This is a genomic window from Streptacidiphilus melanogenes, assembly GCF_000787835.1.
Classification (GTDB): domain Bacteria; phylum Actinomycetota; class Actinomycetes; order Streptomycetales; family Streptomycetaceae; genus Streptacidiphilus; species Streptacidiphilus melanogenes.
Genome location: NZ_BBPP01000025.1, coordinates 26,352 through 51,895, shown reverse-complemented (window position 1 = coordinate 51,895; position 25,544 = coordinate 26,352). Strand labels below are relative to the sequence as shown.

At 71.7% G+C, this 25,544-nt stretch carries 27 protein-coding genes and 1 pseudogene; 16 read left to right on the top strand and 12 right to left on the bottom strand.

Going from position 1 to position 25,544, the window contains the following annotated elements:
• The first annotated feature begins 43 nt into the window (after positions 1 to 43).
• The 4 genes from TR49_RS24375 to TR49_RS24360 all read left to right on the top strand — a co-directional run bounded on the left by TR49_RS24375 (position 44) and on the right by TR49_RS24360 (position 3,679).
• Complete coding sequence (locus TR49_RS24375) at positions 44 to 1,264, top strand: LLM class flavin-dependent oxidoreductase (protein ID WP_052434600.1); 1,221 nt, start codon at positions 44 to 46, stop codon at positions 1,262 to 1,264.
• Between the two features lie 337 nt (positions 1,265 to 1,601).
• Positions 1,602 to 2,504, top strand: coding sequence for an arylamine N-acetyltransferase family protein (locus tag TR49_RS24370; RefSeq protein WP_042385185.1), 903 nt, complete (start codon positions 1,602 to 1,604; stop codon positions 2,502 to 2,504).
• A gap of 258 nt (positions 2,505 to 2,762) precedes the next feature.
• Positions 2,763 to 3,167 carry a helix-turn-helix transcriptional regulator gene (locus TR49_RS24365; RefSeq protein WP_084725375.1) on the top strand — a complete coding sequence of 135 codons (405 nt, stop codon included), beginning with the start codon at positions 2,763 to 2,765 and terminating at the stop codon, positions 3,165 to 3,167.
• A 71-nt stretch (positions 3,168 to 3,238) separates the two neighbouring features.
• Positions 3,239 to 3,679, top strand: coding sequence for a VOC family protein (locus TR49_RS24360; RefSeq protein ID WP_042385341.1), 441 nt, complete (start codon positions 3,239 to 3,241; stop codon positions 3,677 to 3,679).
• 271 nt (positions 3,680 to 3,950) lie between these two features.
• Here the strand turns inward: TR49_RS24360 and TR49_RS24355 are convergent, their stop codons facing one another.
• The 4 genes from TR49_RS24355 to TR49_RS24340 form a co-directional block, all read right to left on the bottom strand.
• The gene (locus tag TR49_RS24355) at positions 3,951 to 4,745 is read right to left on the bottom strand and encodes a hypothetical protein (protein WP_042385183.1); all 795 of its coding nucleotides are present in this window, start codon (positions 4,743 to 4,745) and stop codon (positions 3,951 to 3,953) included.
• 139 nt (positions 4,746 to 4,884) lie between these two features.
• Positions 4,885 to 5,535, bottom strand: a complete 651-nt coding sequence (locus TR49_RS24350; protein WP_042385181.1) for a DsbA family oxidoreductase — start codon at positions 5,533 to 5,535, stop codon at positions 4,885 to 4,887.
• 66 nt (positions 5,536 to 5,601) lie between these two features.
• Positions 5,602 to 6,627, bottom strand: coding sequence for an LLM class flavin-dependent oxidoreductase (locus TR49_RS24345; protein ID WP_042385178.1), 1,026 nt, complete (start codon positions 6,625 to 6,627; stop codon positions 5,602 to 5,604).
• A 60-nt stretch (positions 6,628 to 6,687) separates the two neighbouring features.
• Complete coding sequence (locus TR49_RS24340; RefSeq protein WP_042385176.1) at positions 6,688 to 7,986, bottom strand: YhgE/Pip domain-containing protein; 1,299 nt, start codon at positions 7,984 to 7,986, stop codon at positions 6,688 to 6,690.
• 397 nt (positions 7,987 to 8,383) lie between these two features.
• Between TR49_RS24340 and TR49_RS24335 the strand changes: the two genes are divergently transcribed.
• On the top strand, positions 8,384 to 10,249 hold the full coding sequence (locus TR49_RS24335) for a carbohydrate-binding module family 20 domain-containing protein (protein ID WP_052434599.1): 1,866 nt from the start codon (positions 8,384 to 8,386) through the stop codon (positions 10,247 to 10,249).
• A 72-nt stretch (positions 10,250 to 10,321) separates the two neighbouring features.
• On the opposite strand, the gene TR49_RS24330 is transcribed toward TR49_RS24335, so the two are convergent.
• Together TR49_RS24330 and cynR are read right to left on the bottom strand one after the other, a co-directional pair.
• Complete coding sequence (locus TR49_RS24330; protein WP_042385174.1) at positions 10,322 to 10,840, bottom strand: DinB family protein; 519 nt, start codon at positions 10,838 to 10,840, stop codon at positions 10,322 to 10,324.
• Positions 10,841 to 10,852: 12 nt separating this feature from the next.
• Entirely contained in the window at positions 10,853 to 11,764 is a 912-nt protein-coding gene (cynR, locus tag TR49_RS24325; RefSeq protein ID WP_042385171.1) for a transcriptional regulator CynR, read from the bottom strand.
• Between the two features lie 127 nt (positions 11,765 to 11,891).
• Between cynR and TR49_RS24320 the strand changes: the two genes are divergently transcribed.
• Both TR49_RS24320 and cynS read left to right on the top strand, forming a co-directional pair.
• Positions 11,892 to 12,485 (top strand): carbonic anhydrase, encoded by a 594-nt coding sequence (locus TR49_RS24320; protein ID WP_042385169.1) that lies wholly within the window; start codon positions 11,892 to 11,894, stop codon positions 12,483 to 12,485.
• A gap of 41 nt (positions 12,486 to 12,526) precedes the next feature.
• Positions 12,527 to 12,997: a cyanase gene (cynS, locus tag TR49_RS24315; protein ID WP_042385167.1), complete on the top strand. Its 471-nt coding sequence runs from the start codon at positions 12,527 to 12,529 to the stop codon at positions 12,995 to 12,997.
• A 36-nt stretch (positions 12,998 to 13,033) separates the two neighbouring features.
• Here cynS and TR49_RS24310 read toward each other — a convergent pair whose 3' ends face one another.
• The gene (locus TR49_RS24310) at positions 13,034 to 13,636 is read right to left on the bottom strand and encodes a C39 family peptidase (RefSeq protein WP_369405337.1); all 603 of its coding nucleotides are present in this window, start codon (positions 13,634 to 13,636) and stop codon (positions 13,034 to 13,036) included.
• Positions 13,637 to 13,724: 88 nt separating this feature from the next.
• Here TR49_RS24310 and TR49_RS24305 point away from each other — a divergent pair, with 88 nt between their 5' ends.
• Positions 13,725 to 14,291, top strand: coding sequence for a PadR family transcriptional regulator (locus TR49_RS24305; protein WP_042385165.1), 567 nt, complete (start codon positions 13,725 to 13,727; stop codon positions 14,289 to 14,291).
• A gap of 8 nt (positions 14,292 to 14,299) precedes the next feature.
• Here TR49_RS24305 and TR49_RS24300 read toward each other — a convergent pair whose 3' ends face one another.
• Complete coding sequence (locus TR49_RS24300) at positions 14,300 to 14,698, bottom strand: nuclear transport factor 2 family protein (protein WP_042385163.1); 399 nt, start codon at positions 14,696 to 14,698, stop codon at positions 14,300 to 14,302.
• A 231-nt stretch (positions 14,699 to 14,929) separates the two neighbouring features.
• Here TR49_RS24300 and TR49_RS24295 point away from each other — a divergent pair, with 231 nt between their 5' ends.
• Positions 14,930 to 16,594 (top strand): MFS transporter, encoded by a 1,665-nt coding sequence (locus TR49_RS24295; RefSeq protein ID WP_042385160.1) that lies wholly within the window; start codon positions 14,930 to 14,932, stop codon positions 16,592 to 16,594.
• 27 nt (positions 16,595 to 16,621) lie between these two features.
• On the opposite strand, the pseudogene TR49_RS45790 reads toward TR49_RS24295, so the two are convergent.
• A pseudogene (locus tag TR49_RS45790) lies at positions 16,622 to 17,033 on the bottom strand (class I SAM-dependent methyltransferase); the annotation flags it as partial.
• Positions 17,034 to 17,090: 57 nt separating this feature from the next.
• Between TR49_RS45790 and TR49_RS24285 the strand changes: the two are divergent.
• Positions 17,091 to 17,975 carry an alpha/beta fold hydrolase gene (locus TR49_RS24285; RefSeq protein WP_042385157.1) on the top strand — a complete coding sequence of 295 codons (885 nt, stop codon included), beginning with the start codon at positions 17,091 to 17,093 and terminating at the stop codon, positions 17,973 to 17,975.
• An 81-nt stretch (positions 17,976 to 18,056) separates the two neighbouring features.
• Here TR49_RS24285 and TR49_RS24280 read toward each other — a convergent pair whose 3' ends face one another.
• Positions 18,057 to 18,929 carry a sterol desaturase family protein gene (locus TR49_RS24280; protein WP_042385153.1) on the bottom strand — a complete coding sequence of 291 codons (873 nt, stop codon included), beginning with the start codon at positions 18,927 to 18,929 and terminating at the stop codon, positions 18,057 to 18,059.
• A 40-nt stretch (positions 18,930 to 18,969) separates the two neighbouring features.
• On the opposite strand from TR49_RS24280, the gene TR49_RS24275 reads away from it, so the two are divergent.
• Positions 18,970 to 19,893: a helix-turn-helix transcriptional regulator gene (locus tag TR49_RS24275; RefSeq protein WP_042385150.1), complete on the top strand. Its 924-nt coding sequence runs from the start codon at positions 18,970 to 18,972 to the stop codon at positions 19,891 to 19,893.
• Between the two features lie 93 nt (positions 19,894 to 19,986).
• Complete coding sequence (locus TR49_RS24270) at positions 19,987 to 20,904, top strand: AEC family transporter (protein ID WP_042385148.1); 918 nt, start codon at positions 19,987 to 19,989, stop codon at positions 20,902 to 20,904.
• Between the two features lie 23 nt (positions 20,905 to 20,927).
• Here the strand turns inward: TR49_RS24270 and TR49_RS43990 are convergent, their stop codons facing one another.
• Positions 20,928 to 21,470 (bottom strand): NUDIX domain-containing protein, encoded by a 543-nt coding sequence (locus TR49_RS43990; protein WP_052434596.1) that lies wholly within the window; start codon positions 21,468 to 21,470, stop codon positions 20,928 to 20,930.
• 266 nt (positions 21,471 to 21,736) lie between these two features.
• Here TR49_RS43990 and TR49_RS24260 point away from each other — a divergent pair, with 266 nt between their 5' ends.
• The 4 genes from TR49_RS24260 to TR49_RS24245 all read left to right on the top strand — a co-directional run bounded on the left by TR49_RS24260 (position 21,737) and on the right by TR49_RS24245 (position 24,588).
• A complete protein-coding gene (locus TR49_RS24260; protein ID WP_042385145.1) occupies positions 21,737 to 22,771 on the top strand; it encodes a methyltransferase domain-containing protein in 1,035 nt (344 codons plus the stop codon).
• A gap of 110 nt (positions 22,772 to 22,881) precedes the next feature.
• Complete coding sequence (locus TR49_RS24255) at positions 22,882 to 23,613, top strand: thiaminase II/PqqC family protein (RefSeq protein WP_042385144.1); 732 nt, start codon at positions 22,882 to 22,884, stop codon at positions 23,611 to 23,613.
• A gap of 72 nt (positions 23,614 to 23,685) precedes the next feature.
• Complete coding sequence (locus TR49_RS24250; RefSeq protein WP_042385142.1) at positions 23,686 to 24,021, top strand: antibiotic biosynthesis monooxygenase family protein; 336 nt, start codon at positions 23,686 to 23,688, stop codon at positions 24,019 to 24,021.
• A gap of 12 nt (positions 24,022 to 24,033) precedes the next feature.
• Positions 24,034 to 24,588: a DinB family protein gene (locus TR49_RS24245; protein ID WP_042385138.1), complete on the top strand. Its 555-nt coding sequence runs from the start codon at positions 24,034 to 24,036 to the stop codon at positions 24,586 to 24,588.
• 22 nt (positions 24,589 to 24,610) lie between these two features.
• On the opposite strand, the gene TR49_RS40300 is transcribed toward TR49_RS24245, so the two are convergent.
• Positions 24,611 to 25,342 carry a rhomboid family intramembrane serine protease gene (locus TR49_RS40300; protein WP_052434595.1) on the bottom strand — a complete coding sequence of 244 codons (732 nt, stop codon included), beginning with the start codon at positions 25,340 to 25,342 and terminating at the stop codon, positions 24,611 to 24,613.
• Positions 25,343 to 25,544 lie beyond the last annotated feature (202 nt).

Below are 25,544 nucleotides of genomic sequence, written 5' to 3'. Positions count from 1 at the left end.
TCTTGCGGCGCAGCACACTCCGTCACAGCCAGGAGGACCCCCCGTGGAATTCGGCATCTTCGTCAACGGGTTCATCCCCGGCCCGGCCGCGCACGACCGGGCCTCGGAGCATCTCGCGCTCCGCCGCGAGATGGAGATCGCCATCAAGGCGGACAAGCACCACTGGAAGTTCGTCTGGTTCGGGGAGCACCACTCCCTCACCGAGTACAGCCACATGTCCGCGCCCGAGGTCGTCATGGGCTACGTCGCCGCCCGCACCGAGCGGATCCACCTCGGGACCGGCATCAACTCGCTCTCCCCGCGCAAGGAGCACCCGGTCCGCTTCGCCGAGCGCGCGGCCATGCTTGACCACATCACCGAGGGCCGCTTCGAGTGGGGCACCGGCCGCGGCGCGGGCTCCCACGAGCTGAAGTCGTTCAACATCCTTCAGACGGACTCCACCAAGCCCGAATGGGACGAGGTCTCCCGCGAGATCGTGCGGATGTGGGAGCAGTACGACTACTCCTTCGAGGGACGGCACTTCACCGTCCCGACCCCGCACAACATCCTGCCCAAGCCCTACGGGCACTCCCACCCGCCGATCTGGATGGCCTGCGGAAACCCGCCCTCCTTCGCCAAGGCGGGCTCGCTCGGCATCGGCGCCATCGCCTTCAACTTCGAGCCGATCTACAACCTCAAGGGCCGCATCGAGGCCTACAAGGAGGCGGCGGAGAACCCCGTCGAGATCCTCGGCGACTACCAGAACAACAACGTGATGATGACGAACGCGGTCGTCTGCCTCAACGACCGCAAGCGGGCCCGTGAGATCGCGCTGTCGGCGGGCAACGCCTACATCGTGACGCTGGTGAACCTCTACCACGACACCATGCCGAAGTCCGCCGACGGCATCACCTGGCCCGAACCGCCCATCAACCTCGGCGCGTTCGGCGGCGAGGAGCTGCTGGACGAGCTGATCGCCGGCGGCTACCTGCTCTGCGGCACCCCGGACGAGGTCTGCGAACAGGTCGAGGCCTACCAGCGGGTCGGCTGCGACCAGCTGGTCTTCGGCCTCGCGGGCGGCATGACCTTCGAGGAGCACCTGGAGATGGTCGAGCTCTTCGGCGACCGGGTGATCCCCGAGTTCGACCGCAGCCCCGAGATCTCCACGGAGGTCTACCGCAGGAACGCGGGCGCGCCCAAGTACCCGCCGTTCAACAACCCCGTCGACCCCGACCTCAGGCACACCGTGCTACCGCTCAGCGCGATCCTTCCGGTGCAGGACTGAGCCCGGCGCCCCCGGGCGCAGCCGTGTCGGCTGCGCCCGGCAGCCGGCGGGCTCAACCCGCAGCGAGCCGGCCGTCAGTCGTTCCTTCGCCGCGGGCCACTGATCCTTGAGCATCGCGTAGAAGACGGTGTCGCGCCAGCTGCCGTCGGGACGGCGCAATTCACGGCGGAAGACGCCCTCGCGACTACCGCCGAAGCCCGCAGAAGATCAACCGGCGGCGCTGCCTTGCTCTGACAGACCGCCCGCAACCCGGCGCACCTTCGCGCTCGGAGCACCGGTGCGGCGCCGCGTTAAATCCCTGCGGGATCCACGTGGCGCTGCACTAGTGTTCGCAGCCATGACCTCGAAGACGAACGATCATCCCGCCTGGGTCGCGCCCTACCTGGCCAAGCTCGGCGTCGACGACCCTGAGTCCCTCGGCGCTCCGTCGCTCGACGCTCTGCGCAGGCTTCACCGCGCACACGTCGAGCTCATCGCCTTCGAGAACTTCGACATCCAGCTCGGACGCCCGCAGGGCATCGACCCGGCCGAGTCCGTCGCCCGTATCCTGGCCGGCCGGGGCGGCTACTGCTTCAACCTGAACAACGCCTTCAGCGAGCTGCTGACCGCCCTCGGGTACGACGTCACCGTCCATCGCGGCCAGATCAACGGCTCCGTTGCGACCGCCAAGGCGTCCGCCGACGAATACGCCACGCACATGGCCCTGACCGTCGTGATCGACGGCGAACGCTGGTCGGTCGACGTCGGCCTGGCCAACTCGCACCACGAGCCCATCCCGCTCCGGGAGGGCGTCCACATCCAGGGTCCCTTCCGCTTCGAGCTGCAGCCGCTACCGCAGATCGGCCCGGACGCCTGGCGGTTCTGCACCGATCCGGCGCAGACGACGTTCCACAGCATGGACTTCACCCTGGCACCGGCCAGGTGGGAGGACTTCATGAGCTGCCACATCGAGTTGTCGACGTCGCCGCAGTCTCCCTACGTCATGTGGTTCGAGCTCTTCCGCCGCGACGCGGGCGGCGCCGAGTTCGTGCTGGACGACGAGTTCACCCGCGACGAGGGGGCCGGCCGGCGCACCACACGGCTCCTCGAGTCCGCTGAGGAGCTGTTCAAGCTCGCAACGGACGTGTTCCACCTGGATCTGTCGGCCATCGATGACGCCGAACGCGCGGCCCTGTGGGACCGCATCCAGCGCGCGGGAGCGGAGTGGCGAGCGAAGCAGCAGTCGGCCGGGAGCCAGTGACTCGGTGCGTGGTTTCGAGGACGGTGGCGACCTCGGGCGTCTGCGCTGCCGACATGCCCAGCCGGTAGGTCTGCTCCGCCTCGGCGTGCCGGCCCGGAGTCGGAGGCCACCCGGCCCGCGATCTGCGCCAGTTGAGGTGTCGGTGCGCCGTGTCACGATCGAAGGGTGAGCCCTACCGACCACCCGTCCGGCGGGCCGTCCGAGGCGCAGCGCGCCCGGCTCGCGCAGTTGCGCCGGCTGCGCCTGGCCAAGGACGCCATGGACCGAGACTGGGCCGAGCCGATCGACCTGGACGCGGTCGCCGGGGCGGCCGGCTATTCGCGGTACCACTTCATCCGCGTCTTCCGCGCCGTGTACGGACAGACGCCGGGGCAGTACCTCAGCCGCCGGCGGATCGAGCGGGCGGAGGAGCTGCTGCGGACCGCGGACCTCTCCGTCACCGAGATCTGCGCCCTGGTCGGCTTCACCAGCCTCGGCACCTTCTCGTCGAGCTTCAAGAAGCACACCGGCCTCGCCCCGAGCGCGTACCGGGCCCGCCACCTGGACCAGGGGAGCGCGCTCGTCCCCGGTTGCTACGCCCTCCTTTGGCACGGTGGCTTCAAGGCCCTCCAGGGACCCGGGCAGGCACGCGGGCAGGAGCGCAATTCCGGAGAAGCCTGTTGAGCCCCGACCTCCCTACGGTGGTGGTCAGGAGCGGGGCGAGGATGCGCCCCGCCGGAACCGAGGAGACCGTCGTGATCAAGGGCATGTCCATCGCCAACGTCTGGGTGCTGGACCACGACCGGGCCAGGGAGTTCTACACCGAGAAGCTGGGGCTGGAGGTCCGCACGGACATGACGATGGGCGAGGGCGGCATGCGCTGGCTCACCGTCGGCGCCAAGGACCAGCCGGACCTGGAGATCACCCTGATGGTCCCGGGCCCGCCCGCCCTGGACCCGGAGTCGGCGGAGGAACTGAAGAAGCTCGTCGCCAAGGGCGTTCTGGGCGCGGGCGTCTTCGCCACGGACGACATCCACGCCGACTACGCCGCCATGAAGGCCCGCGGGGTGGCGTTCCTGCAGGAGCCGCAGGAGCGGCCCTACGGGACCGAGGCGATCTTCCGTGACGACTCCGGCAACTGGTTCTCCTTCACGCAGCGCCGTGCGGAGCTGGACCTGGACAGGGACTGGGCCTGAGTCTGCTGGGGTTCCTGGGCGGAGTCGGCCAGCCACCAGCGCACGAAGGAGGCGGGCAGGCGGACGGGCAGCTGGTGCGTGTTCTCGTTCGCTTTCACGATCACCAGCCTGGTGCGTCGTCCAGGGGTGTGGGGGAGTAGCGCGGGGGCGGCGAAACCTGGCGAATCGAGCGGGTGCACCGGCTTCGCCGCCCGCACAAGGGTCGTCCGGGAGCGAACCGCGTGACGCCGGCGGGACCCGCCTGTTCCCAGCCGTGCTCAGCGGACCGGAATCAGGCGAACTCGGGCGCAGCCGGAGCCGGTACGGGCCCGTCCAGCGCTCCAAGGTGCTCCGGCATCCGCAGGCTGACCATCCGGTACCAGCCGCCGAGCCGCTCCGCGGCGTACATCCCGTGAATGCCCGCGCCGACGGCCGCCGCCTTCGCCCTCGGCCAGCGCAGCAGCTCCGCCATCCGCCCCATGACCGCGAGGCTGACGTCACGGTAGACGCGGATCTCGGCGGCCGCGCTCAGGTCGAGCAGGTCCTTGATCTCGCGGCCGCGACCCACCGCCGCGAGCCGGAGCAGCTCCTCGTGGCAGTAGGCGAGGTGGTTGTCCTCGTCCCGGGAGATCATGCGGACGGCCTTGCCGATGTCCTGGTCGTCGCCGAAGTACCGGACCAGCATCCGCATCTGCTCGCCGGCGCGCTGCTCGGTGACGCGGCTGTGGGCCAGGTAGGCGACGACGTCGTGTTCGTCGAGCGGCTTGTCGGCGCTCAGCTTGCGATGGGAGAGGCCGATGCCCTGGCGCTCCAGGATCATCGTGTAGTCGGCCTCCGGCGGCACCGGCACCGGTGCGAGCCCGCGCTTGTGCAGCAGTGCGTTGAAGATCCGGCCGTGCTTGTCCTCGTCGGCCCCGTGCCGGGCGACGCGCGGGGCCAGGTAGCCCAGGCTCTCCGGCAGGAGCGCCGCGATGCGGCCGTTCTCCCAGCCGCCCTGCGCCTCGCCGCTCGCCGCGATCGAGCAGAAGAGTCGGAACGCCTCGTCGTTGTCCAGGATCTCCTGGAACACGCTCTTCGCCGTCAGCACATCCTCACCTCATCCGGACGCACGCGCCTTCGTCCCAGCCTTGGCCAGGCGCCGGGCCGCCACAACCGAGGTGAGGCCGCCCGGGTGACGCGCGCTGCCGGGAGCGGGTGGACCATCGCTGCGGGATCGCCCCGCCGGTTCAGGCCCGCGGCACGGCCCGGGTGCTCCAGGCCTGCTCCAGCGCGGAGCTGAACGCGGCCGGGGGCTGGGCGCCCGAGACGCCGAGGCGGCGGTCGAAGACGTAGAACGGCACACCGGTGGCGCCCAGCGCCGCGGCCGTGGCCTCGTCCTCGCGGACGGCGTCGGCGTGCGCGTCGGTGTCGGCGAGGACGTCGGCGGCCTGCCGCTCGTCGAGGCCCGCCTCGACCGCGAGGGCGAGCAGCCGGCCCGGGGCGAAGGGGGAGGTGTCGCCGTCGAAGTTCTCGCGGTAGAGCAGCTCGAGAAGCTGCTCCTGGCGGCCGTGCTCCTCGGCGAAGTGCAGCAGGCGGTGCATGTCGAAGCTGTTCGCGACGTCGCGCTCGGCGCCCCGGTAGGCAAGGCCCTCGCCGTGGGCGTGGGAGGCGATCCGCTCCTCTGCCTGGCGCGCCTGCTCGACGCTGATGCCGTACTTCGCGGCGATGGCGGGCAGCACGGGGCGCGGCTCGTGCGGGGCCTGCGGGTCAAGCTCGAACGAGCGGTGGACGACCTCGACCTGGTCCCGGTGCGGGAAGGCGGCCAGCGCCTTCTCGAAGCGGGCTTTGCCGATGTAGCACCACGGGCAGTTGATGTCGCCCCAGATCTCGACGCGCACGGTCTTGCTCCTCTGTTTCTGGTCCTGCCCTCCGAGGATACATGAGGACATCAATAGTTCTTGTGCTCAATCTGTTGGGTCGGCCCCCGGCGGGCCTGCCAGTCCCGCCACGCGAGCCAGGCCCGCGAGGGAGGCGCGCAGCAGGGCCGGATTGTGGGCGCTGGCGGTGACCAGGACCTCATCCGCGCCCGTGGCGGCGACCAGCTCGTGCAGCGCCTCGCGCGCCTCGTCCTCGGTGCCCGCGAGGTGACCGGCCCGGGCCTGCTCGAAGAGGGAGCGCTGCCGCGCGGTCATCGGCGCCGCGCGCACCGCCTCGGGCGGGGCAAGCGGCGGGAAGGCCCCGAGCGTGCGGGCGCGGGCCAGCGACCAGGACTCGGCGGCGAGCATCTCCCGCGCCTCCTCGGCCGTCGTGCCGACCGCGACCGGTGCGGCGACCACGACGTACGGCTCGTCGCGCCAGGGCGACGGCTTGAACGCGTCCCGGTACTCGGCGACCGCCGCCAGCAGCCGCGCGCGGTCGTGCACACCGCCGACCACGACCGGCAGGCCCGCCTCGGCGGCGATCCGCGCGCCCGCACCGAGCGCGAGGACGAACGGCGGCACGGGCAGCCCGTCCGCCGGCTGGACGAGCACGCCCGGACGGCGCTCGCCCTCGCCCCGCATCAGGTCGAGCAGCTCGGCCAGCTGCTCGGGGAAGTCGTCCGCGTCCCGCACGGTGTGCCCGAGCGCCTCCTGTACGGCGCGGGTGAAGCCGACGGAGCGGCCGAGGCCCATGTCGATCCGTCCGGGAAACAGCGACCCGAGCACCGCGAACTGCTCGGCCACCACGAGCGGCCGGTGGTTGGGCAGCATCACCCCGCCCGTCCCGACCCGGATCCGCGACGTCGCCCCCGCGACGGCCGCGGCCAGCACCGTCGGCGCCGATCCGGCGATCCCGGGCACGCCGTGGTGCTCGGACACCCAGAAGCGGTGGAACCCGAGCCCCTCCGCGTAGCGCGCCAGCGACACGGTGTCGCGCAGTGCCTGCGCGGCGGTCTGCCCCTCGCGCAGCACGGACCGGTCCAGCAGGGAGAGCGTCAGTGGTGAGTTCACACCAGGAGCAACCGGCCGGAGCCCCGAGGCCTTCCCGCGCCGGCCGCCGCCGTCGACCGGTCAGGCCGGGTCTCGCTCCGGCTGCGGGGTGAGCCGGTGGAGCCCCTTGCGGTCGTAGTAGAGGGTCATGCCGAAGCCGAAGAGGAGGGCGGCGGCCCAGCCGATGGCGATCATGATCCAGGCGCGCACGAGGCCGGCGTCGGCGCGGGCGTCGAAGTAGAGGATCGCCCGGACCCCGTCGCTGAGTTGGCGCATCGGCTCGAAGACGGCGAGGAAGCGGTAGAAGCCCGGGACGGCCTGCAGCGGGATCGTGGCCCCGGAGGACGGCAGGGCCAGCGCGATGAAGACGAACATCGCCACCAGCTGCCCGATCCCGCCGAAGGCCGCGTTGATCGCCTGCACGCCCAGCCCCACGGCGAGGCTCGCGCAGTAGGAGAAGAGCCAGAGCAGCGGCAGGTGTGTGGCGCTCATGCCGAGGATCGCGATGGTGGCGATCATGACCAGCGTGGTGGTGAGGATGACGATGAACGAGGTCATGGTCATCTTCAGCAGCAGGGTCTGCGTCCGGCTGATCGGAACGGTGGGACGCCGGCTGTGCCAGGGGCCGAGCTCGGTGTCGGCGTAGCCGAGGCCGGAGTCGACGCCGTTGTGGACGATGTTGGCCCCCAGGAAACCGGTGAGCACCAGCAGCAGCGTGTAGTAGAAGGCGCTCAGGCCCAGCCCGCTGTGGGAGGGGATCGGATGGCCCTGCTGGGTGGTGACCGAGACGGGATCGCTGAGCAGCGTCTGCGTGGTCGCGTCTGCGCCCTGGGCGGCGGCGGACCGGGACAGCTGCTTGCCGATGCTGAGGGAGGCCTGGTGGGCGGCACTCTGCGAGATCTGCGCGGCGAGCGAGGACCCGAGGCTGCCCAGGCCCGGGTTGGTGAGCACGGTGAGGGTGGGCAGCGCCGTCGCCTTCGCGGTGCCGAGCGCCTCGATGGAGGCCGTGAAGTCCTTGGGGACGACCAGCGCCCCGTAGATCTTTCCGGAGGAGAGCTGGTCCTGGGCCTGGGCCGCCGTCAGCGGCCGCCACTGGACGGTCCGGCCGGGCGTCTGCGCCGGGATGGCGGCCGCGATCTGGGTGCCGACGTTCTGTGTCTGGCCGGGCGGCGGTGCACCCTGGTCCTCGTTCACCAGGCCGATGGGCAGCCGGTGCAGGTGACCGTTGGGGTCGATGATGCCCCCCATGTAGAGCAGCGAGAGGAACAGCGCGACCAGGGCGCAGAGGATCGTCGGGATCAGCCACAGCCGGCCGTTGCGGACGAGCGTGAGGGCGCGGGCCCCCCGCGTGGGCGGCCGGGGAGAGCTTGCGGTGGCCATGGCGCTCCTCAGGTTCGGGGTCCGACCGGGTCCGGTCATGTCGGGTCCGGACCCGGTCCGGCGCCCATGATCTCCGCTGATCGGCGCGCGGTGGCCGCGGTACGGCGCTGCGGCGCGGGGAACACCCGGATGGCCGCAGGTCGCCGCAGGCCGTAGAAAGCTGTTGCCGAAACTTGCCGTAAGAATTTCCACGGGGTTATTGACGCCGTCATCAAGGCCGCGAGAAGGTCACGTACGCGGCGGGCGGTCACAGCCGGGGACAGGTCGTGGCCGACCGTCGCGCACCCACCCCCTGGCTCCCCACGGCCTCCGGTTCCCTCCGGCGCGACGACGCGCTCGCGTCGTGCTGCCCGGCTCCCGGTCGTCCGCGGCCGGGCCGTGCGCAAGGAGAGAGCCCATGAAGCGCATCCAGAAGCGCGTCCCGTCGAGACCGCGGCCGGGACAGGACACCGCGGCGATGGACATACCGCGCCGCGCGCCACGCCGGAAGGCCGGCTGGGCCGGTGTCGGCGCCCTGCTCGCCGGCGCCGTGCTGCCGCTGACACTGCAGGCCACGCCCGCGCACGCCGCGGCCGCGCCCGGCGGCGGCGACGTCATCGCCAACCTCTTCGAGTGGAACTGGACCTCCGTCGCGAGCGAGTGCACCAACGTGCTCGGCCCCAAGGGCTACGGGGCCGTCGAGGTCGCCCCGCCGGAGGACTCCATCCGGCTAGCCGGATCCACCCACGCCTGGTGGGACGTCTACCAGCCGATCGGCTACGACCTGAACAGCCGCATGGGCAACGCCGCGCAGTTCGCCTCAATGGTGACGACCTGCCACAACGCGGGCGTCAAGGTCTACGCCGACGCCGTGCTCAACCACATGGCGGGCAACAACAACACCAGCACCGACTCCTACGGCGGCGACACCTTCAACTCGTCCACCGAGAGCTACTCCCAGCCCGGTTACAGCAGCTCCGACTTCCACCAGTACCCGGGCACCTGCCCCAACTCGGACCTGTCCATCCAGGACTGGAACAACCAGACCCAGGTGCAGGACTGCGACCTGTCGAACCTGGAGGACCTCGCCACCGAGACCTCGCACGTGCGCCAGCAGGAGGCCGGCTACCTCAACAGCCTCGTCTCCGACGGCGTGGACGGCTTCCGGATGGACGCCGCCAAGCACATCAACCAGGCGGACATGACCGCGATCCTCGCCCAGGTGCACAACACCACCTGGACGAACACCCGGCCCTACGTCTACCAGGAGGTCATCCCCGGCAGCAGCAACGGCTCGCTGCAGCCCGCGGCCTTCGAGTCCAACGGCAGCGTCATCGAGTTCACCTACGCCCAGGACCTCAAGGCGCAGTTCACCGGGAACATCGCCAACCTCAAGACCTTCGGCCAGAGCTGGGGCCTGGAGCCGCCGTCCGCCTCGACCTCGATGGTGACCAACCACGACACGGAGCGCGACGGCAGCACCCTCAACTACAAGTCCGGCGCCAACTACATCCTGGCCAACCTCTACGAGCTGGCCTGGGGTTACGACGTGCCGCAGGTCTACGCGAGCTTCGACTGGACGAACAGCGACGACTCGCCGCCGGCCGACGCGAACGGGTTCGTGACGAACACCGACTGCTCGAACGGCTGGTTCTGCACGGACCGCAACCAGGGCGTCGCCAACATGGTCGGCTGGCACAACGCCGTGGCCGGGCAGTCGGTGGCCAACTGGTACGACGACGGCACCAACTTCATCGCCTTCAGCCGCGGCGACCGGGGCTGGATCGCGATCAACAACGAGAGCAGCGCCAAGACCGTCACCGTCGAGACGGGCCTGCCGGCCGGGAACTACTGCGACGTCATCCACGGCAACCTGACCCCCTCGACCGGCGCGTGCTCCGGCTCGACCGTCACGGTCGCGACGAACGGGACCGCGACGGTCACCGTCCCGGCGATGGACGCGGTGGCGCTCTACCTGCCGACGGCCGCCTCCGGCACGGTCGGTGAGTCCTTCGGCGTCAACGAGACGACGAGCTGGGGCCAGAACGTCTACCTGGTCGGCTCGATCCCGGCCCTCGGCAGCTGGAACACCGCCCAGGCGATCCCGCTCTCCTCGTCCGGCTACCCGGTGTGGCGCGGCACGGTCACCCTGCCGGCCAACACCGACGTCGAGTACAAGTACATCCTCAAGAACTCGGACGGCTCGATCACCTGGGAGCCGGGCAACAACCACTCCTTCACCACCGGCGCGTCCGGCAGCGGGAGCCTGAACGACACCTGGTAAGACCCCTGCACGCAGCAACGTTCGCCGCCCCGCGCCGCGCGGGGTGGCGGACGTTTCCGCGTAGGAGGCGCGCTATTCGCCCGTGGTGCCGTCGGCGAGCTCCCGGACGATGTCCAGATGGCCCGCGTGACGGGCGTACTCCTGCAGGACGTGGAAGAGGATCCAGCCCAGGGTCGGCGGCGCGGTGCCGTTGTCCGCGAAGCGGCCGCCGACCGCGGCGGGCGCGGACAGTGGTGTGCCGGCCGCGACGGCGCGCGTGTACGCGCCGCCCGCGTGCAGCGCGGCGAGCAGGTCGGCGGCCGTCTCCTGCGGGCCGACGGACCAGCGGTCCGCGGGCCCGCGATCACCCCAGGGCGCGGACACCTGCTCGCCCCGAAAGCCCCAGCGCAGCCAGCGCTGCTCCATGTGCACGAGGTGCTTCAGCAGCTCGATCGGGCTCCACCCGGAAGGGAGCCGGCTGGCGCGCAGTTCGGCGTCGGACATGCCCTCGAGCTTGGCGCCGACCACCGACCGGTAGTAGTCGAGATAGTCCAGCAACAGCTCACCGGGATCCGAGAGTTGCTGGTCCGGTTCGGGCAACGAGGAAGTCATGGTCGCAGTCTTTCACTGCGGGGCGGGTGCATAGCCGCGAGTGTGCACGAGGTCACCTGCGATGCGGGTGAACGCGCGGGCGGCGGCGCTCCGGTAGGCCTCGCCGCGTTCGAGGAGGGCGACGGTCCGGGGCGGGAGTGGCGGATCGAGCGGAACGGGGCTGAGGCGCGGGTGGTCGTGGGTGACGGCGTCGGGCAGCACGGTGGCGAGCGGCGTGCGCTGGACGACCTCGGTCAGGGCCTGGACGGAGTTGGACTCGACGGTGATGCGCGGGCGCACACCGTGTTGCGCGAGATAGCCGTCGATATGACTGCGCGTGGCGAAGTCGCCGCTGAGCAAGGCCAGATGCTGGTGCGTCAGTTCCCGTGCCGGTAGGGGAGCGGCGAGGTCGGCGGTGGGGTGGCGGGCGCCGGTGACCAGGGTGAGCGTCTCGGTGTAGAGGGGGGTGGCGGTGATGCCGGGCAGGTGCCGACCCCGGAAGGCGATGCCGAGGTCGAACTCGTCGGCCAGCAGCCCGGTTTCGATGCGGTCCTGGGTCGTCTCCCGCACGGCCAGGGTGACGCCCGGGTGCCGGGCGTGGAGTTCTGCGGTGAGCGGGCCGACGAGGTAGGCGGTGAACGTCGGGGTGACCGCCAGGCGCAGCTGCCCGCGGGAGAGGTCCTGCACGTCGTGGACGGCCTGCTCGGCGGCCGCGAGGTCCCGCAGTGCGCCGCGGGCGTGCCCGGCGAAGGCCTGGCCCACGTCGGTGAGGCGCACCGTGCGGCCCGTGCGGTCCAGCAGTTGCGTGCCCAGGGTTCGCTCCAGCTGCCTGATCTGCTGGGAGAGCGTCGGCTGCGAGATGTGCAGTTCCTCGGCCGCGCGGGTGAAGTTGCCGTGCTCGGCGACGGCGAGCAGGTAGCGCAGATGACGCAGTTCCAGGGCCATGAACAGAACTATAGACATCACCAATGGTGATCATGGTGATTGCGTCTTGGACACTATATGCGCAGGTCGTGCAGGGTGGATCTGGTCGGGCCCCACGGGGCAGGCCGTCACGAAAGGCAGTGATTCCATGCATGACCTCGCCGCGGGTGTCGCGCGTTTCCAGCGGGACGTCCTTCCGGAGAAGAAGGAGCTCTTCGCCCGCCTGGCGGCGCACCACGCCCCGCACACGCTGTTCATCGGCTGCTCGGATGCCCGCGTCGTCCCGGAGCTGATCACCGGGTGTGAGCCCGGCGATCTCTTCGTCGTCCGTACCGCCGGCAACCTCGTCCCCCCCTACAGCCCGGGCGCCGACGGCGTCGCGGCGAGCATCGAGTACGCCGTCGGCGTGCTGGGCGTGCGGGAGATCGTGGTCTGCGGCCACTCCGCGTGCGGCGCGATGACCGCCCTCGCCCACGGTCACGACCTGAGCGGATCACCGGCGGTCGCCGACTGGCTGCGGCTCGCGGACGCCTCGGTCGCCCGGACCGCGACAGCCGGGGACGTCCCGGCCCTGGTGCGGCAGAACGTGCTCGCCCAGCTGGCGACCCTGGCCACCCACCCCTCCGTCGCCCGCGCCCTGGCGGAGCGGCGCGTGACGCTGCGCGGCTGGGTCTTCGACATCGGCACCGGCCGCGTCGAGGACGTCCGGACGAGTGGGTCCCCCGTGTCGCACGTAGCCTGACGCCCGTACATCAAACGAACCACAACCGAGAGGAACTTCCCATGCTGCACGCCCAGTTCGACCCAACCGCCCGCCAGCTGCTGGCCGCCGCCGCGGTCGAGGCCAAGACCCGCAAGGACCTTTCCTGGCAGCAGATCGCCGAGGCCTCCGGGCTGTCGGTCGCCTTCACCACGGCCGCCGTCCTTGGCCAGCACGCCCTGCCGGAGGGCTCCGCGAAGGCGGTCGCCGAACTGCTCGGCCTCGACGAGGACGCGGCCCTGCTGCTGCAGACCGTCCCCACCCGCGGCTCGATCCCCGGCGGCATCCCCACCGACCCGACGATCTACCGCTTCTACGAGATGCTCCAGGTCTACGGCACCACTCTCAAGGCCCTCGTCCACGAGCAGTTCGGCGACGGCATCATCTCCGCGATCAACTTCAAGCTCGATGTGAAGAAGGTCGCCGACCCGGACGGGGGCGAGCGCGCCGTCATCACCCTGGACGGCAAGTACCTGCCGACCAGGCCCTTCTGACCCGTCCCGCCGACCGGCCGGCTCAGGCGAGGGCGCTCAGGACGACGCCACGGCGGGCGAAGAAGCGGTCCAGGTCGGGCCAGGGCACCCGGGCGTAGTGCCGGCTGCCGGGGAAGCCTGAGGGTTGTTGACATACAGCGCCTCGTCGTCATGGCCGACGGCCAGGACCAGATGGCCGCCCCTGGCGGGCGGCTCGGGGTCGAGGGTGCGGAGGGAGGGGTGCACGGAGAGCATCGGGAGCCGGCCGGCGGCGAGGTGTGCCCGCACGTCCGCCGGTTCGAGCGCGGTCTCGACCGTTGCCCCGAGACCCCAGCGCTCGCGTACGTAGGCGGCGAACGGCGCGTAGATCAGGCCCTCGACCTGCTCTCCGTCCACGACGTACGCGCCCGCCGCGACGCACTCGTGCGCGAGCTCGACCGTGCCGGGTGCGTCGCCGCGCCAGTGGACCAGCGCCATGCGCAGGCACGCCATTCCGCAGACGCGTCGGCACCACCACGCGTACTCCTGCGGTGAGGCCGCACCCGACGCCGCCCAGCGCGGATCGTCCTCGGCCGCGAGCGTCCGCGCGATCAGTTCGGGGACAAGGTCGGGGGAGGCGAACTGGGAGAAGTAGGGCACGGTGGGCGCGGCGATCGTCACGGGTCGAGTCTGCCGGACGCCGCCCACGGGCGGCGGCGCGGGGGCGCGGCGTGGGACATATGGTCGCGGAGTTGACTATCCTCCCCGCATGGCACTGCGCAACGCGATCATGGCGACCCTGCTCGAGGGCGAGGCCTCCGGGTACGACCTCGCCAAGGGCTTCGACGCGTCGGTGGCGAACTTCTGGGCGGCCACGCCCCAGCAGCTCTACCGGGAGCTCGACCGCATGGAGGCGGACGGCCTGGTCCGGGCCCGCGTGGTGGAGCAGGAGCGGAGGCCCAACAAGCGGCTGTTCTCGCTCACCGAGGCCGGTCGCGCCGAGCTGCGCGCGTTCACCGCGAAAGCGCCGCGTCCGGGCGCCGTCCGCGACGAACTCCTGGTCCAGGTCCAGGCGGTGGACGCGGGCGACGCGTCGGGAGTGCGGGCCGCGCTGGAGGCGCGCAGGGCGTTGGCCGAGGAGAAGGTGGCCCGTTACGAGCGGCTGCGCGCCCGGCTGCTGGACGGTCGCTTCGAGGAGGAGTACCTGGCCGCGGCGGCACGGGTCGGTCCGTATCTGACGCTGATGCGCGGCCTCTCCTTCGAGCGCGAGAACCTCCGCTGGTGCGAGCAGGTCCTCGCGGTGCTCGAACGACGCCGATCGCCGGACAGGGCCTAGCCCTTGGCCTAGCCCAGCGAACCGAGCGCCTCCGCTTCGATCCGGGGGAACTGCGCTCCCATCGCCGCCGCCAGCGCCTGCGCGCCCGAGAGCGGGCGGACCATGACGGTGAACTCGTCGATCAGGCCGTCCTCGTCGAAGTGCAGGAAGTCGCAGCCGTGCACCTCGCGGCCGTCCACCGTGGCCTTGAAGACGAAGGCGTGGTCGCGCGCGTCCGGGGCGCCGATCTCGCGGACGTACTCGAAATCCTCGAAGACCCGCATGACGCCGCGCAGGATCGCGGCCGTGATGGCCTTGCCCGGGTAGGGCTTGAAGGCGACGGGGCTGGTGAAGACGACGTCCTCGGCCAGCAGGGCCTCGAGCGCGTCGGTGTCGCGGGACTCCACGGCTGCGCGGAACGGGTGCACGGTCGACCTCCTAGGCAACAAGTTGAATAGTCCCGCCGAGCCTAACCAGCCGGGTCGCGGGTGTCGACGGCAGGCCGGGACGGGAATCTGCGCGAGGCATTGACCGACCGGGGGTGGACTCCTACATTCCTCCATACCGACCGGTAGGTGTGCCGAATTTCCATTCATGGCGACTCGAAATTCATCCGACCGCACGCCCGGCGTGCGCGCCGGCGACGAGGAGGGCCCTGCATGACCGCGACCGTGTCCGTTCCCGAGACCGCCCCGAACCCGCTGGCCAGGCTCTGGCGAAGAGAACTCCCGCACTACCCCGACACGGCGCGCCGCTATCTGTATCTCGGGATCGTGGTCGTCACCACCGTGGTGCTCTACTACGAGCTCTACGTGCAGTACGCGGTGGCGACCTCGATCATCCAGCACTACGGGATGACCTTCCGCGACTTCGTCTGGATCAGCGTCATCGGCAACGCCGTCGGCGCCTTCGCCTCGCTGGTCGCCGGGCTCGCGGACCGATGGGGGCGGGCGAACCTCGTCGTCTACGGGCTGCTGGTCGCCTCGCTGCTGCTGGTGGTCGGCCTGCCCGCCGCGCCGAACCAGACCGCCTACCTGGTGCTGTTCGCGGCCGTCAGCTTCGTCGAGGGCATCGTGCTGGTGGCCACGCCGGCGCTGATCCGCGACTTCTCCCCGCAGTTGGGTCGTGCCACGGCCATGGGTTACTGGACCATGGGCCCGGTCATCGGCAGCCTCGTGGTCACCAGCGTCACGAGTGCGACGCTCGACTCGGCCACCTGGCAGGACGAACTGCGCTACTCCGGCTACGCCGGTCTGCTGGTCTTCGTCCTCGCGCTGTTCGGCCTGCGCGAGCTCTCGCCGCGGCTGCGCGACCAGATCATGGTCAGCCTGCGGGACCGCGCCCTGGTCGAGGCGCGCGCGGCCGGCATCGACCCGGAACAGCAGGTCAAGGGACACTGGCGGCAGATGATGCGGCTGGACGTGGTCGGCTCGGCCTTCGCGATCAGCGTCTTCCTGCTCTTCTACTTCGCCGCGGTGGGCAACTTCGTCGTCTACTTCGCCACGACCTTCGGCTACAGCGAGCAGCGCGCCAACGCGCTGGCCAACTGGTACTGGGCGCCGAACGCCATCGCGCTCGTCGCCGTCGGCCTGCTCTCGGACCGGCTCCGGGTCCGCAAACCGTTCATGATCGTGGGTGCGCTCGGCTGCATGGCCGCGACCGCGGTCTTCGCCACCAGGGCGACCCAACCCACCACCGGCTACTACACCTTCGCCGCGCTGTGCACCGCCGTCGGCGTGCTGAGCGGCGTCGCCTACGCGCCGTGGATGGCGAGCTTCACCGAGACGGTGGAGAAGCACAACCCGGCCGCGACGGCGACGGGCCTGGCGGTGTGGGGCTGGATCATCCGCATCGTCGTGGCGGTCTCGGCCGCGTTCGTGCCCGTCGTCGTCACCGCGGTCACCCCGCTGGTCGAGCACGGCTCCCAGGTCGCCGCGGCCCAGGCCGAGGCGGGTCCCGCGCTCGCCATCGTCCAGGCCCACCCGCAGCTCTTCGCCGAACTCGCCAAGTACCCGCCGAACGCGATCCCGCCCACCCTGCTGGCCCAGGCCACCCAGCAGGTCAGCCCTGCCGACCTGCAGACGGTGGCCAAGGCCCAGCCGCAGCTGACGATCCTGCGGACGTACGGCACCCAGGTCCAGAAGGCCGCCAAGGACGGCCCCGGTCAGTGGCAGACCTGGTGGTGGATCTGCTTCGCCGGTCAGGCCGTCTTCCTCCCGTTCGTCTTCACCATGACGGGCCGCTGGAGCCCGCGCCGCGCCCGCGAGGACGCGGAGGCCCATGCGGTGGCGGTGGAGCGGGAGCTGGCGGCGCTCAGCGAGTAGCCGGGCCCGGCTGCTGCGGAGCGGCGGTCAGTCGGCCTGAAGCACGAAGAACAGGAAGCACAGGAAACGCGGCTTGGCCGCGATGACGTCGGGAAACACCTCGCGGGCGGCCGGATCGGGCTCGGGCTCACTGATGACCGTGATCGGAATCCGGCCGCCGTGAAGGCCCCGTCATCGCGTGCAGCGGGCGGTGCCAGAGACTCACCTGGGCGCTCTGGCCGCCGAAGGTCCACTCCTCGACCCAGTTGGTGGTGTCGAAGTACCTGTACTCGTCCTCGCGGCCGGCCTGGCGGTGCATCAGCTGGATGGCGAACGGGTGGTCCACGGACGCGATCAGCCGGCCGCCGGGCTTGAGCACGCGCCGCAGCTCGGCCGGCGCCGGACCCCAGTCCTCCAGGCAGTGCCGCACCAGGGCCGCGACCACGTCGTCGAACGTGTCGGCTCGCACCGAAATGCGCGCGACACGGCGGCAGGGCCGCCCGTAGCATCGCGGCGCATGGAGGCCAGGAGTCATGTGGTGGCAGGCCCGGACGGCGATGCGCTGTGCGTGGAGGACTCCGGTCCGTCGGACGGCAGGGCTGTGCTGGTGCATCCCGGCAGTCCCGGGTCGCGGCGGCTGTTCCGGCCGGATGCGGAGTTGGCGGCGTCGCGGTTCGGCCTGCGCCTGCTCGCTTTCGACCGGCCCGGGTACGGCGGGCGGCCCGCGCGACCAGGGCGGTGCGCGGCCGACATCGTCGCCGAAGTGCGGTGCGTCGCCGACGCACTGGGGATCGAGCGGCTGGGGGTCTGGGGCTTCTCCGGTGGCGGGCCGTACGCGCTGGCCTGCGCGGCGCTGCTGCCCGAGCTGGTCACCGGCGCGGCGGTCTTCGCGTCCTTCGCCCCGTACGGAGCGCCCGGCCTGGACTTCTGCGGGGAATGGCCCGCCGAGCACCGCCGCGAGGTCGAGCTGTTCTTCACCGACCGCCCCGCCGCCCGCGAGCACTGGCGGCAGGACACCGAACGGTTCCTCGCGGTCTGCTCCGAACCGGAGGGCTGGATGCGGCGCTGGGGTGACCTGGCCGGAACGGACGTCGCGCACAGCGTCGAGGTCGCCGCGCACCTCGCCGCCGAGGTGCGCGACGCGCTCGGTGGCGGCGACGACGGCTACTGGGACGACTGGGTGGCCACCCTGACGCCCTGGGGCTTCGACGTGGCCGACATCAAGGTCCCGGTCCGCCTCTGGCACGGCGTCCGCGACCGGAACGTGCCCGTGACGAACGGCCACTGGCTCGCCGCGAACGTCCCCGGCATCGTGGCGGCCTTCTCCGACGACGAGGACCACTCCACCGTGGAGGACGACAACAAGGCCGCCGCCTACGCCTGGCTGAGCCGACTGGCCTGACCGCTCCCGTGGTGGACCGGCCGGCATGCGCCTGGCCGGAGACGGTGGACAGACACCGCTCGCTGTGCCCCGAGACACGGTTCAGGCCGTGGCGCGCCGGAACGGCCAGGCCAGGGCGGCGTGGAAGCGCTTCGGATCCGGGTACGAGCCGGGGTCGTCAAGACCCATCCGGTCCGGGATGCGGCGGGGCTCGTAGACGAAGGTCCGGAAGAGGATGTCCCAGACCGGGACGACCGATCCGAAGTTGCCGCGCACCTCGGCGGCGTGGTGGTAGCGGTGGGTTTCGGTTCCGATGAGGACGTAGTTCAGCCAGCCGGTTCGTAGGTCGCTGTTGACGTGGCTGACCGTCTGCTGGAGGCCGAGCACGGCGATGGCGATGAAGGCCGCCTCCGGGCCGATGCCGGTGAACTTGAAGACGACCAGCGAGATGACGAACCGCGACACCAGCAGGTCCAGTGGGTGGAAGACCTGGTGCATCAGGACGTAGAGCTGCGAGGGCGAATGATGGAGGCCGTGGACGCGCCACAGCCGGGAGAAGGTGTGCGCGGCGCGGTGATACGCATACCAGAGCAGGTCGAGCGCGAGGAGCGCGAAGACGGCCTGCGCCGCGAGCGGCGCTCGTCCGAGCAGGCCGAACCCGTCCTTGGGCACGGCCGCCGCGGCGACGAGCGAGACACCCACCGTGGCGACCTGCTCGACCACCACGGCCAGTCCGATGAACGGCAGATCGCGCTCGACCAGGCTGCGCCTGGTCATGGACCAGCGGTCCAGCAGCGGGTTGATTCGCTCGACTGCGAAGACGACCACGATGGTGATGCCAGTGAGCAGGCCTATCGCCGCATCACTGCTGAGGCTCCCGCGGAGGGCCGCCCAGATCCCCGCGCCGGTGACGAGAGCGAGTGTGGGATATGTTCCGTAGGTGAGAAGCGGCTTCGCCGGCTTGTCCAATTCCATGTCGCCATGCTCCGACTTCTACGAGGGACCCCGCTGCCCCGTGAACGCGAACCACTTGTCCTCGGACGCGGATCCGATGGCCGCGCAGGTCCTCGCGTTCGGCGCCGCCCATGGTGTCGCCGCGGTATCGCCCGACCAGACGTGGGAGTTGCTGGAGCGTGCGGGTGTGTGGCATCCCGGTCTGGAGTTCGCCGCATGGACGGACACGACGGCCCTCGGCGGGCTGCTCGGGCCGATCATGCTGAACAGCCCGGACGTCCGGACCGCTCTCGACGACCTCTGCCTGTTCCATCCGATGTTCGACCGGGACCGAATCGACGTGGCGCGGACGTCCAGGGGCGTGTCGCTCTCGGTACTGTCCGCAGAAGGCGGACCTTCACATCCGGACACGGTGGACGCGGTCTTCGCCCTGTTGTGCCGGACGGTCCGACGCCTGGCCGGGCATCAGGCCGCCCCTGCCGAGGTCAGGTTCCGGCGGCCGGCTCCCGTCGATCCGGGCGTCTACGACGCCCTGTTCGGGCGCGTGGTCTTCGCCGCACGCGCCGACGTATGTCTCTTCGGCGAAGCCGCGCTGAGCGTTCCGATCGTCCAGGCCGATCCAGTCGTGCGGTCAATGCTGCGGCCGTACGCGCAGCGGCGGGCCACTCACCGGCAGGTGTCGTGGGCGGCTGCCGTGGGGAAACTGCTCGCCGACGGGGTCACAGAACTCACCGATGCGGCGCGGGCGCTTGCGGTCAGCACCCGGACGCTGCAATCGCGCCTGGAAGGAGAAGGCACGTCGTTCGCGGCCCTGGCCGATTCCCTCCGGCGCGAGCGGGCCCTGGGCATGATCGCCATGCCCGATCTGCCTGTGACGGTGATCGCGGCCCGGCTCGGGTTCGCGACGCCGTCCGCGTTCACCCGGGCGTTCCGGCGCTGGACCGGCATGTCGCCCTCCCGGTATCGGCAGCCCGAGGCACGCTGAACGCGACTGGGCTTCTCCGGCACTGCGCCGACGGAGTTGTTGCCTCTCCTGAGCTGCGGCCGAACCGCGGAACCGCTCGTCTAGAGTGACGGCGTGAGCCTGGTGAGCGCGTTCGTACCGATCTGGATCCTCACCACCCTCGGGTACGCGGCGAGACGGCGGGGCCTGCTCGGGGAGGGCGCGGCCTCGGCACTGGGGCGCTTCGTGTTCCATCTGGCGATGCCCGCCGCGCTGTTCGCGAAGCTGTCGGTGACGCCGGTGGCGGGCTACGACTACCGGTCGCTGTTCGCCTTCGGTGCGAGCACCGCCGTCGTGATCGGCGCAGGGTGGCTCGGCGTCAGCAGGCTCCACCACCGCAAGGCGGGGGAGCGGCCGGTGTGGGGCATGGCCGCGGGCTACGTGAACTCGGCGAACCTCGGTATCCCGATCGCCCAACAGGTGCTGCACTCCGTCTCGTTCCTGGCCGAGGTGGTGCTGTTCCAGGTGTTCCTGGTGACGCCGGTCATCCTGGTCGCGCTGGACCGGCACGGCGACGCGGCAGGCCGGGTGCGGCTGCGCCGGATCGCGAGCCTGCCGGTCCGCAACCCCGTCATCCTCGGCTCCGCTCTCGGGGTGGTGTGGTCGACCGCCCGTCTCCCCGTGCCCCAGGCCGTCTCCGGGTCGCTCGACCTGCTGGCGGCGGCGGCCGTGCCCGTGGCCCTGGTCGCGCTCGGCGCCTCCCTGCACAGCGACTCGGCGGTGCGCGTGCCCCGTGCGGAGACCGCTGTGATCACCGCGCTCAAGCTGGCCGTCCAGCCGCTGGTCGCCCTCGGCTTCGGTCTGCTGCTCCACCTGACACCCGCCCAGCTGCTGGCGGTGGTCGTCTGCGCGGGCCTGCCGACGGCGCAGAACACCTTCATCTTCGCGCAGGAGTACGGCGTCGGCGAGGCGCTCGCAAGCCGTGTGGTCATCGTGACCACGGTCTTCTCCCTCGGCACCCTCGCCGTGACGGCGGCCCTGCTGAAACCCTAGACGGGCAGGTCCGAGCCACACGGCTAGTGCCGGTCGCGTCGCGCCGTGAACGCGGCCGCGTCGGCGTCCAGCTCGGCGCGGGTGGCCGAGAGGAGGCGGACCTCCTCACCCGCGCGAGCCGCCAGGGCGGCGAGGATGCGGGAGACGCGGAGCTCGCCCGTGTAGGCGGAGAGGTCGTCCGGGGCGACCCACGCGGCGTCGCGGATCTCGTCCGGCTGGAGGCGCAGCGGCGGGTGGGGGAGCGGGACCGCGCCCAGGTCGTAGTAGAACTGGACGCCCGGCATGTTCAGCAGATCGCCGCCGTCGCCCGAGGCCCAGGCCACGTGCAGCAGCCGCCCGGCGCGCAGCCGCAGGCCCGTCTCCTCGGCGAGCTCCCGCTCGGCCGCCTGCTCCGGGGTCTCGCCCGGATCGGTGACGCCGCCGGGACAGCCCCACGGCTCGCGGTTGCGGCTGCGCACCAGCAGGACCCGGCCGTCCGGGTCGGTGACCACGGAGGAGACCGCGGGGAAGGCGCGTGCGATCTCGCACAGGTAGGCGGGAACCTCGGCGGATCCGGATGAGGACACCGGCAGCACTCCTTGCGTGGTTCGGTTCGTGGACGGGGCACGCCGCCGCGTCGTCAGCCGCCGTGGCGGCGCTCGCGGGCGCCGAAGCTGCGCAGCCGTCGGGCATACAGGGCGTGCAGCGGGCCGGAGGCCTTCATGTCGTCCCTTCGCGGAGCCGGGCCGGTTCACGGGAGCGCAGCCTTGGCGGCATACTACGACGCGGATAGCACGCGCCGCGTGCCATTGCGACGACGTCCCCTGAAAGTGGAAGCGGAGGAGGGCCCGCGATGCAGACGGCCGACGCCCAACTGCTGATCCTGTGCGCCCTCGCGCGCGGGCCCCTGCACGGATACGCCGTCAACACCGCCGTCAAGGAGGTGACCGGTGAGCGCCTCGGGCGCGGCAGCCTGTCCAGCGCGCTGGCGCGGCTGGAGGCCAAGGGCCTGATCGAGCCGCTGGAGATGCAGGGACGGCAGCGCCCGCTGCGGCTCACCGACGCAGGGCGCGCCGTGCTGGAGCGGGAGCTGCACGCCACCGCGCTGGTCACCCAGCGCATGTTTGAGGCGGCGGTGCCGGACCGGGTGGCCTACCAGCGACGCCTCTCCGGCGTCGAGGCCCTGCACACCTACCGCGACGTCATGGTGCGGGCGCTCGCCCCCGTGCCGGGCCAGACCGTCCTCGACGTCGGCTGCGGGCCCGGCGGCGACGTGCCGTTGCTGGCCGGCGCCGTCACCGCGTCGGGCCGGGTCCTCGGCCTCGACCGGGAGCCGCGGATGGTGGCCGACGCGCGCGCCCGGCACGGTCAGCGGTCCGGAGTCGCCTTCCTGGGCGCCGACGCGCACGCGCTCCCCTTGGCGTCGGCCTGCGTCGACCGCGTCTGGATGCACCGGGTCCTCCAGCACGCCGCCGACCCGGCGCTCGTGCTGACCGAGACAGCCCGGGTGCTGCGTCCCGGCGGGCGCGTGGTGCTGGCCGAACCCGACTGGGAGACGCTGGTGTTCGACCATCCGGACCTGGAGGCCTCGCGCGCCTACACCCGGCACGTCGTGGACCGGATCATCCGCAACGCGGTGGTCGGCCGGCAGCTCGCCCGGCGCGCGACCGAGGCGGGGCTCGCGGTGGACGCCGTCGTGCCGGTCACCTCCGCGCTGCGCGACGCGGCGGAGGCCGACCGCGTCCTCGGCTTCCAGCGCAACGCCGAACGAGCGGTCACGGCAGGCTACTTGACGGCCGAGGCGGCACAGGGATGGCTGGACGCGCTGGCCGCCGGTCCGTTCCTGGCATCGGTGACGGTCCATGTTGTCGCCGCGTCGCGCGAGTGACCTTGCCGGCAGCTCCCGGGCGTACCCCGGCCAGCCTCTCGTCCGTCCGGCCCCACCTGTGATTACGTAGACGGTGCGTGGACGCAGTACCGAGGTGAGGGGCGTACTCCATGGCGCAGGACGCGGCGGGGCTGCTGGCCCGGGTCCGGGACGAACTGGCGCCGGACGCCGGGGACAACCGGCTGATCGGGAGGATCGCCGACGGAAGCGCGCCGCTGCGCGTGCTCGGCGAACTCGCCGCGCAGCAGCGGCGCATCATCGCGAGCGACCGGCGCAGCTTCCTCGCCCTGGCCACCCGCTGTGCGGACACCCCCGCAGGCGCGTACTTCGCCGACCTGGCCGCCGGGGAGAGCCAGGCGCTGGCGCTGCTGACGCCGTTCGCGGACGCCTGCGGCCTCGACGACGCGGCGCTGCGCGCCCGCGCCCCGCTCGCCGGCTGCCAGGCCTACCCCGCGTACCTCGCCTGGCTCGCCCTGAACGGCGACCCGGTCGGCGTGGTCCTCGCCCTCACCGCCAACTTCTCCGCCTGGGGCGGCTACTGCGCCACCGCAGCCCGCGCGCTGCGCGACCACTACGGGTTCGCGGACGAGGCCTGCGCGTTCTTCGACTTCTTCGCCGTGCCGGACACCGGGTCCGACGCCGGATCCGAGACCGCGCCGGATCCGGACGCGGATGCCCCCGCTCTCGCCGTTGTGGCGCAGTGGCAGGCCTCGTCGTCGGCGTCCGCCGAGCGCACCGACGGGCGGGACGTTTTCGAGTACGGCCGGTTGTTGCAGAGTTACGAGCTGATGTTCTGGAACACCCTCGCGGATCTGGCCGATCGGGCCGACCCGGCCGAGTGAGGCGGCCCGCAGCAGCTCGCACGTCACCACCACGGGCCCGTCCCGTGCCCGACCGAACGGAGCACGCCCACCATGGCCGACCCCTGTTTCGAGCGCCCGGAACCGCCGTACTACGCCGTCATCATCACCAGCCGCCTCAGCCAGGACCTCGACGGATACACCGAGATGGACCGCCGCATGGGCGAACTCGGGCGCGCACAGCCGGGATACCTGGGCCGTGAGTCGATGACCAACGGGAGGGGTGAGGACCTCGTCGTCCTCTACTACACCGACGCCGAGTCGGTGGCGGCATGGAAGGCGCATCCGGAACACTTGGAGGCCCAACGCCTCGGCCGGGAGCGCTGGTACGACAGCTACACGGTCGAGGTCGCCCGCGTCGAGCGCGGGTACTCCTTCCAACGTGACTGAGGAGCGGTGTCCATGAGCGAGCGCCAGAACCCCGTGACCGACGGCGTCCTGATGACCTTCGACGAGGTCCGGGACCGTGTTCTGGCGCGACTCGAGGGCATGACGGACGCCGAGTACCTGTGGGAGCCCGTCCCGGACTGCCGCACCGTCCGCGTGGGCGCGGACGGTGTCTCCCGCGCCGACGACCGGCCGGAGGAGACCCCGGGGCGGGCGCCCTTCACCACGATCGCCTGGCGCGCCTGGCACATCGGGTCCGACTGCCTGCGCGGCTACGGCCGCCTCTTCGGCGAGGAGCCGGCGACCGACGTCGAGCAGCAGCTCTGGCCCGCCACGGCCAAGGAGTCGATCGCCGCCCTGGCCGAGGACTTCGCGCGGTTCCGCGCGCACGTCGTCTCCCTCGGCGACGCGCGTCTGGTCGCGCCGATGGGCCCCGTGGCCGGCCCGTACGCCGACGACAGCTACCTCTCCCTCACCACCCACGCCATCGACGAGTGCGCCCACCACGGCGCGGAGATCGCCCTCCTGCTCGACCTCTGCGCCCACGGCCTGGGCCCCGGCCGGGCCTGAAGCGGCCCGGCCGGCCCCGTGCCTACGCCGCTGCGGGCCGGGGCAGACCGGCCCGGGTGCGGACGCTGAGCACCAGGCCCAGCAGGCAGCCGACGACGAGGCCGACGCCGTGGTTGTTGCGGATGGCACAGAGGAACAGGCCGGCCGCGGGGACGAGCAGGACGAGCGGGCTGTCCTTGAAGGTCCGTCCGAAGTCGCCGCCCCGCAGCAGGCAGACGACCGCCAGGGCGCCCACCAGACCACAGACGGCGACGGAGTCCCCGCCGCCGCGCGGCGCCCAGCCGCCCAGGCTGACCGTCTGGGCCGCGACGCCCGAGACGAGGAAGACGCCCAAGGTCCGCCACCCGCCGAGGACCGACTCGGCCACCACGCCGACCACCAGCAGCGCGGGCAGGTTGCACGCGATCTGGGCCGCACCCGAGGACTGCACCAGCAGCGCGGTCGCGGCCCGCCACCACTGCCCGTCGGACAGCGCGCCCGGCTGCCGCATCAGGTCGCCCACCACGGCGGGCGCCGCGTACTGGACCACGGCCATCACGGCCATGACCGCGAACAGCCCGAGCGCGACCCACGGCCGCGGCCGCCGCGCCGACGCGGCCCGCACCGCGGCGAGCACCTCACCCGGCTGCACCCCACCGCTCACCGCCCGTCCTCCCGCGCCCCCGTCCGCCGGCCCCACCAGCACCAGCGCCCGCAGCCCTGCCGTGACCACGGCGGCGGCGCAGGCGTACAACTCGATCTCGTGCGGCGACATCGTCGTTCCCCCGTTGCAGTTCTGCTTGTGGAGCCATGATCCCGTCCGCGTGCGCCGCCGTGCCAGCGCGGGCGATAACGGATCAGGCATGACAGACGTCACCCGACCAGCCGGACCCGCCACACGCGCGCGCCCGCGATCACCTGGATCCGAACAGACCCACCGGGGACGCATGCCGAGGGCGCGCTGCCAGGGCGAGTCC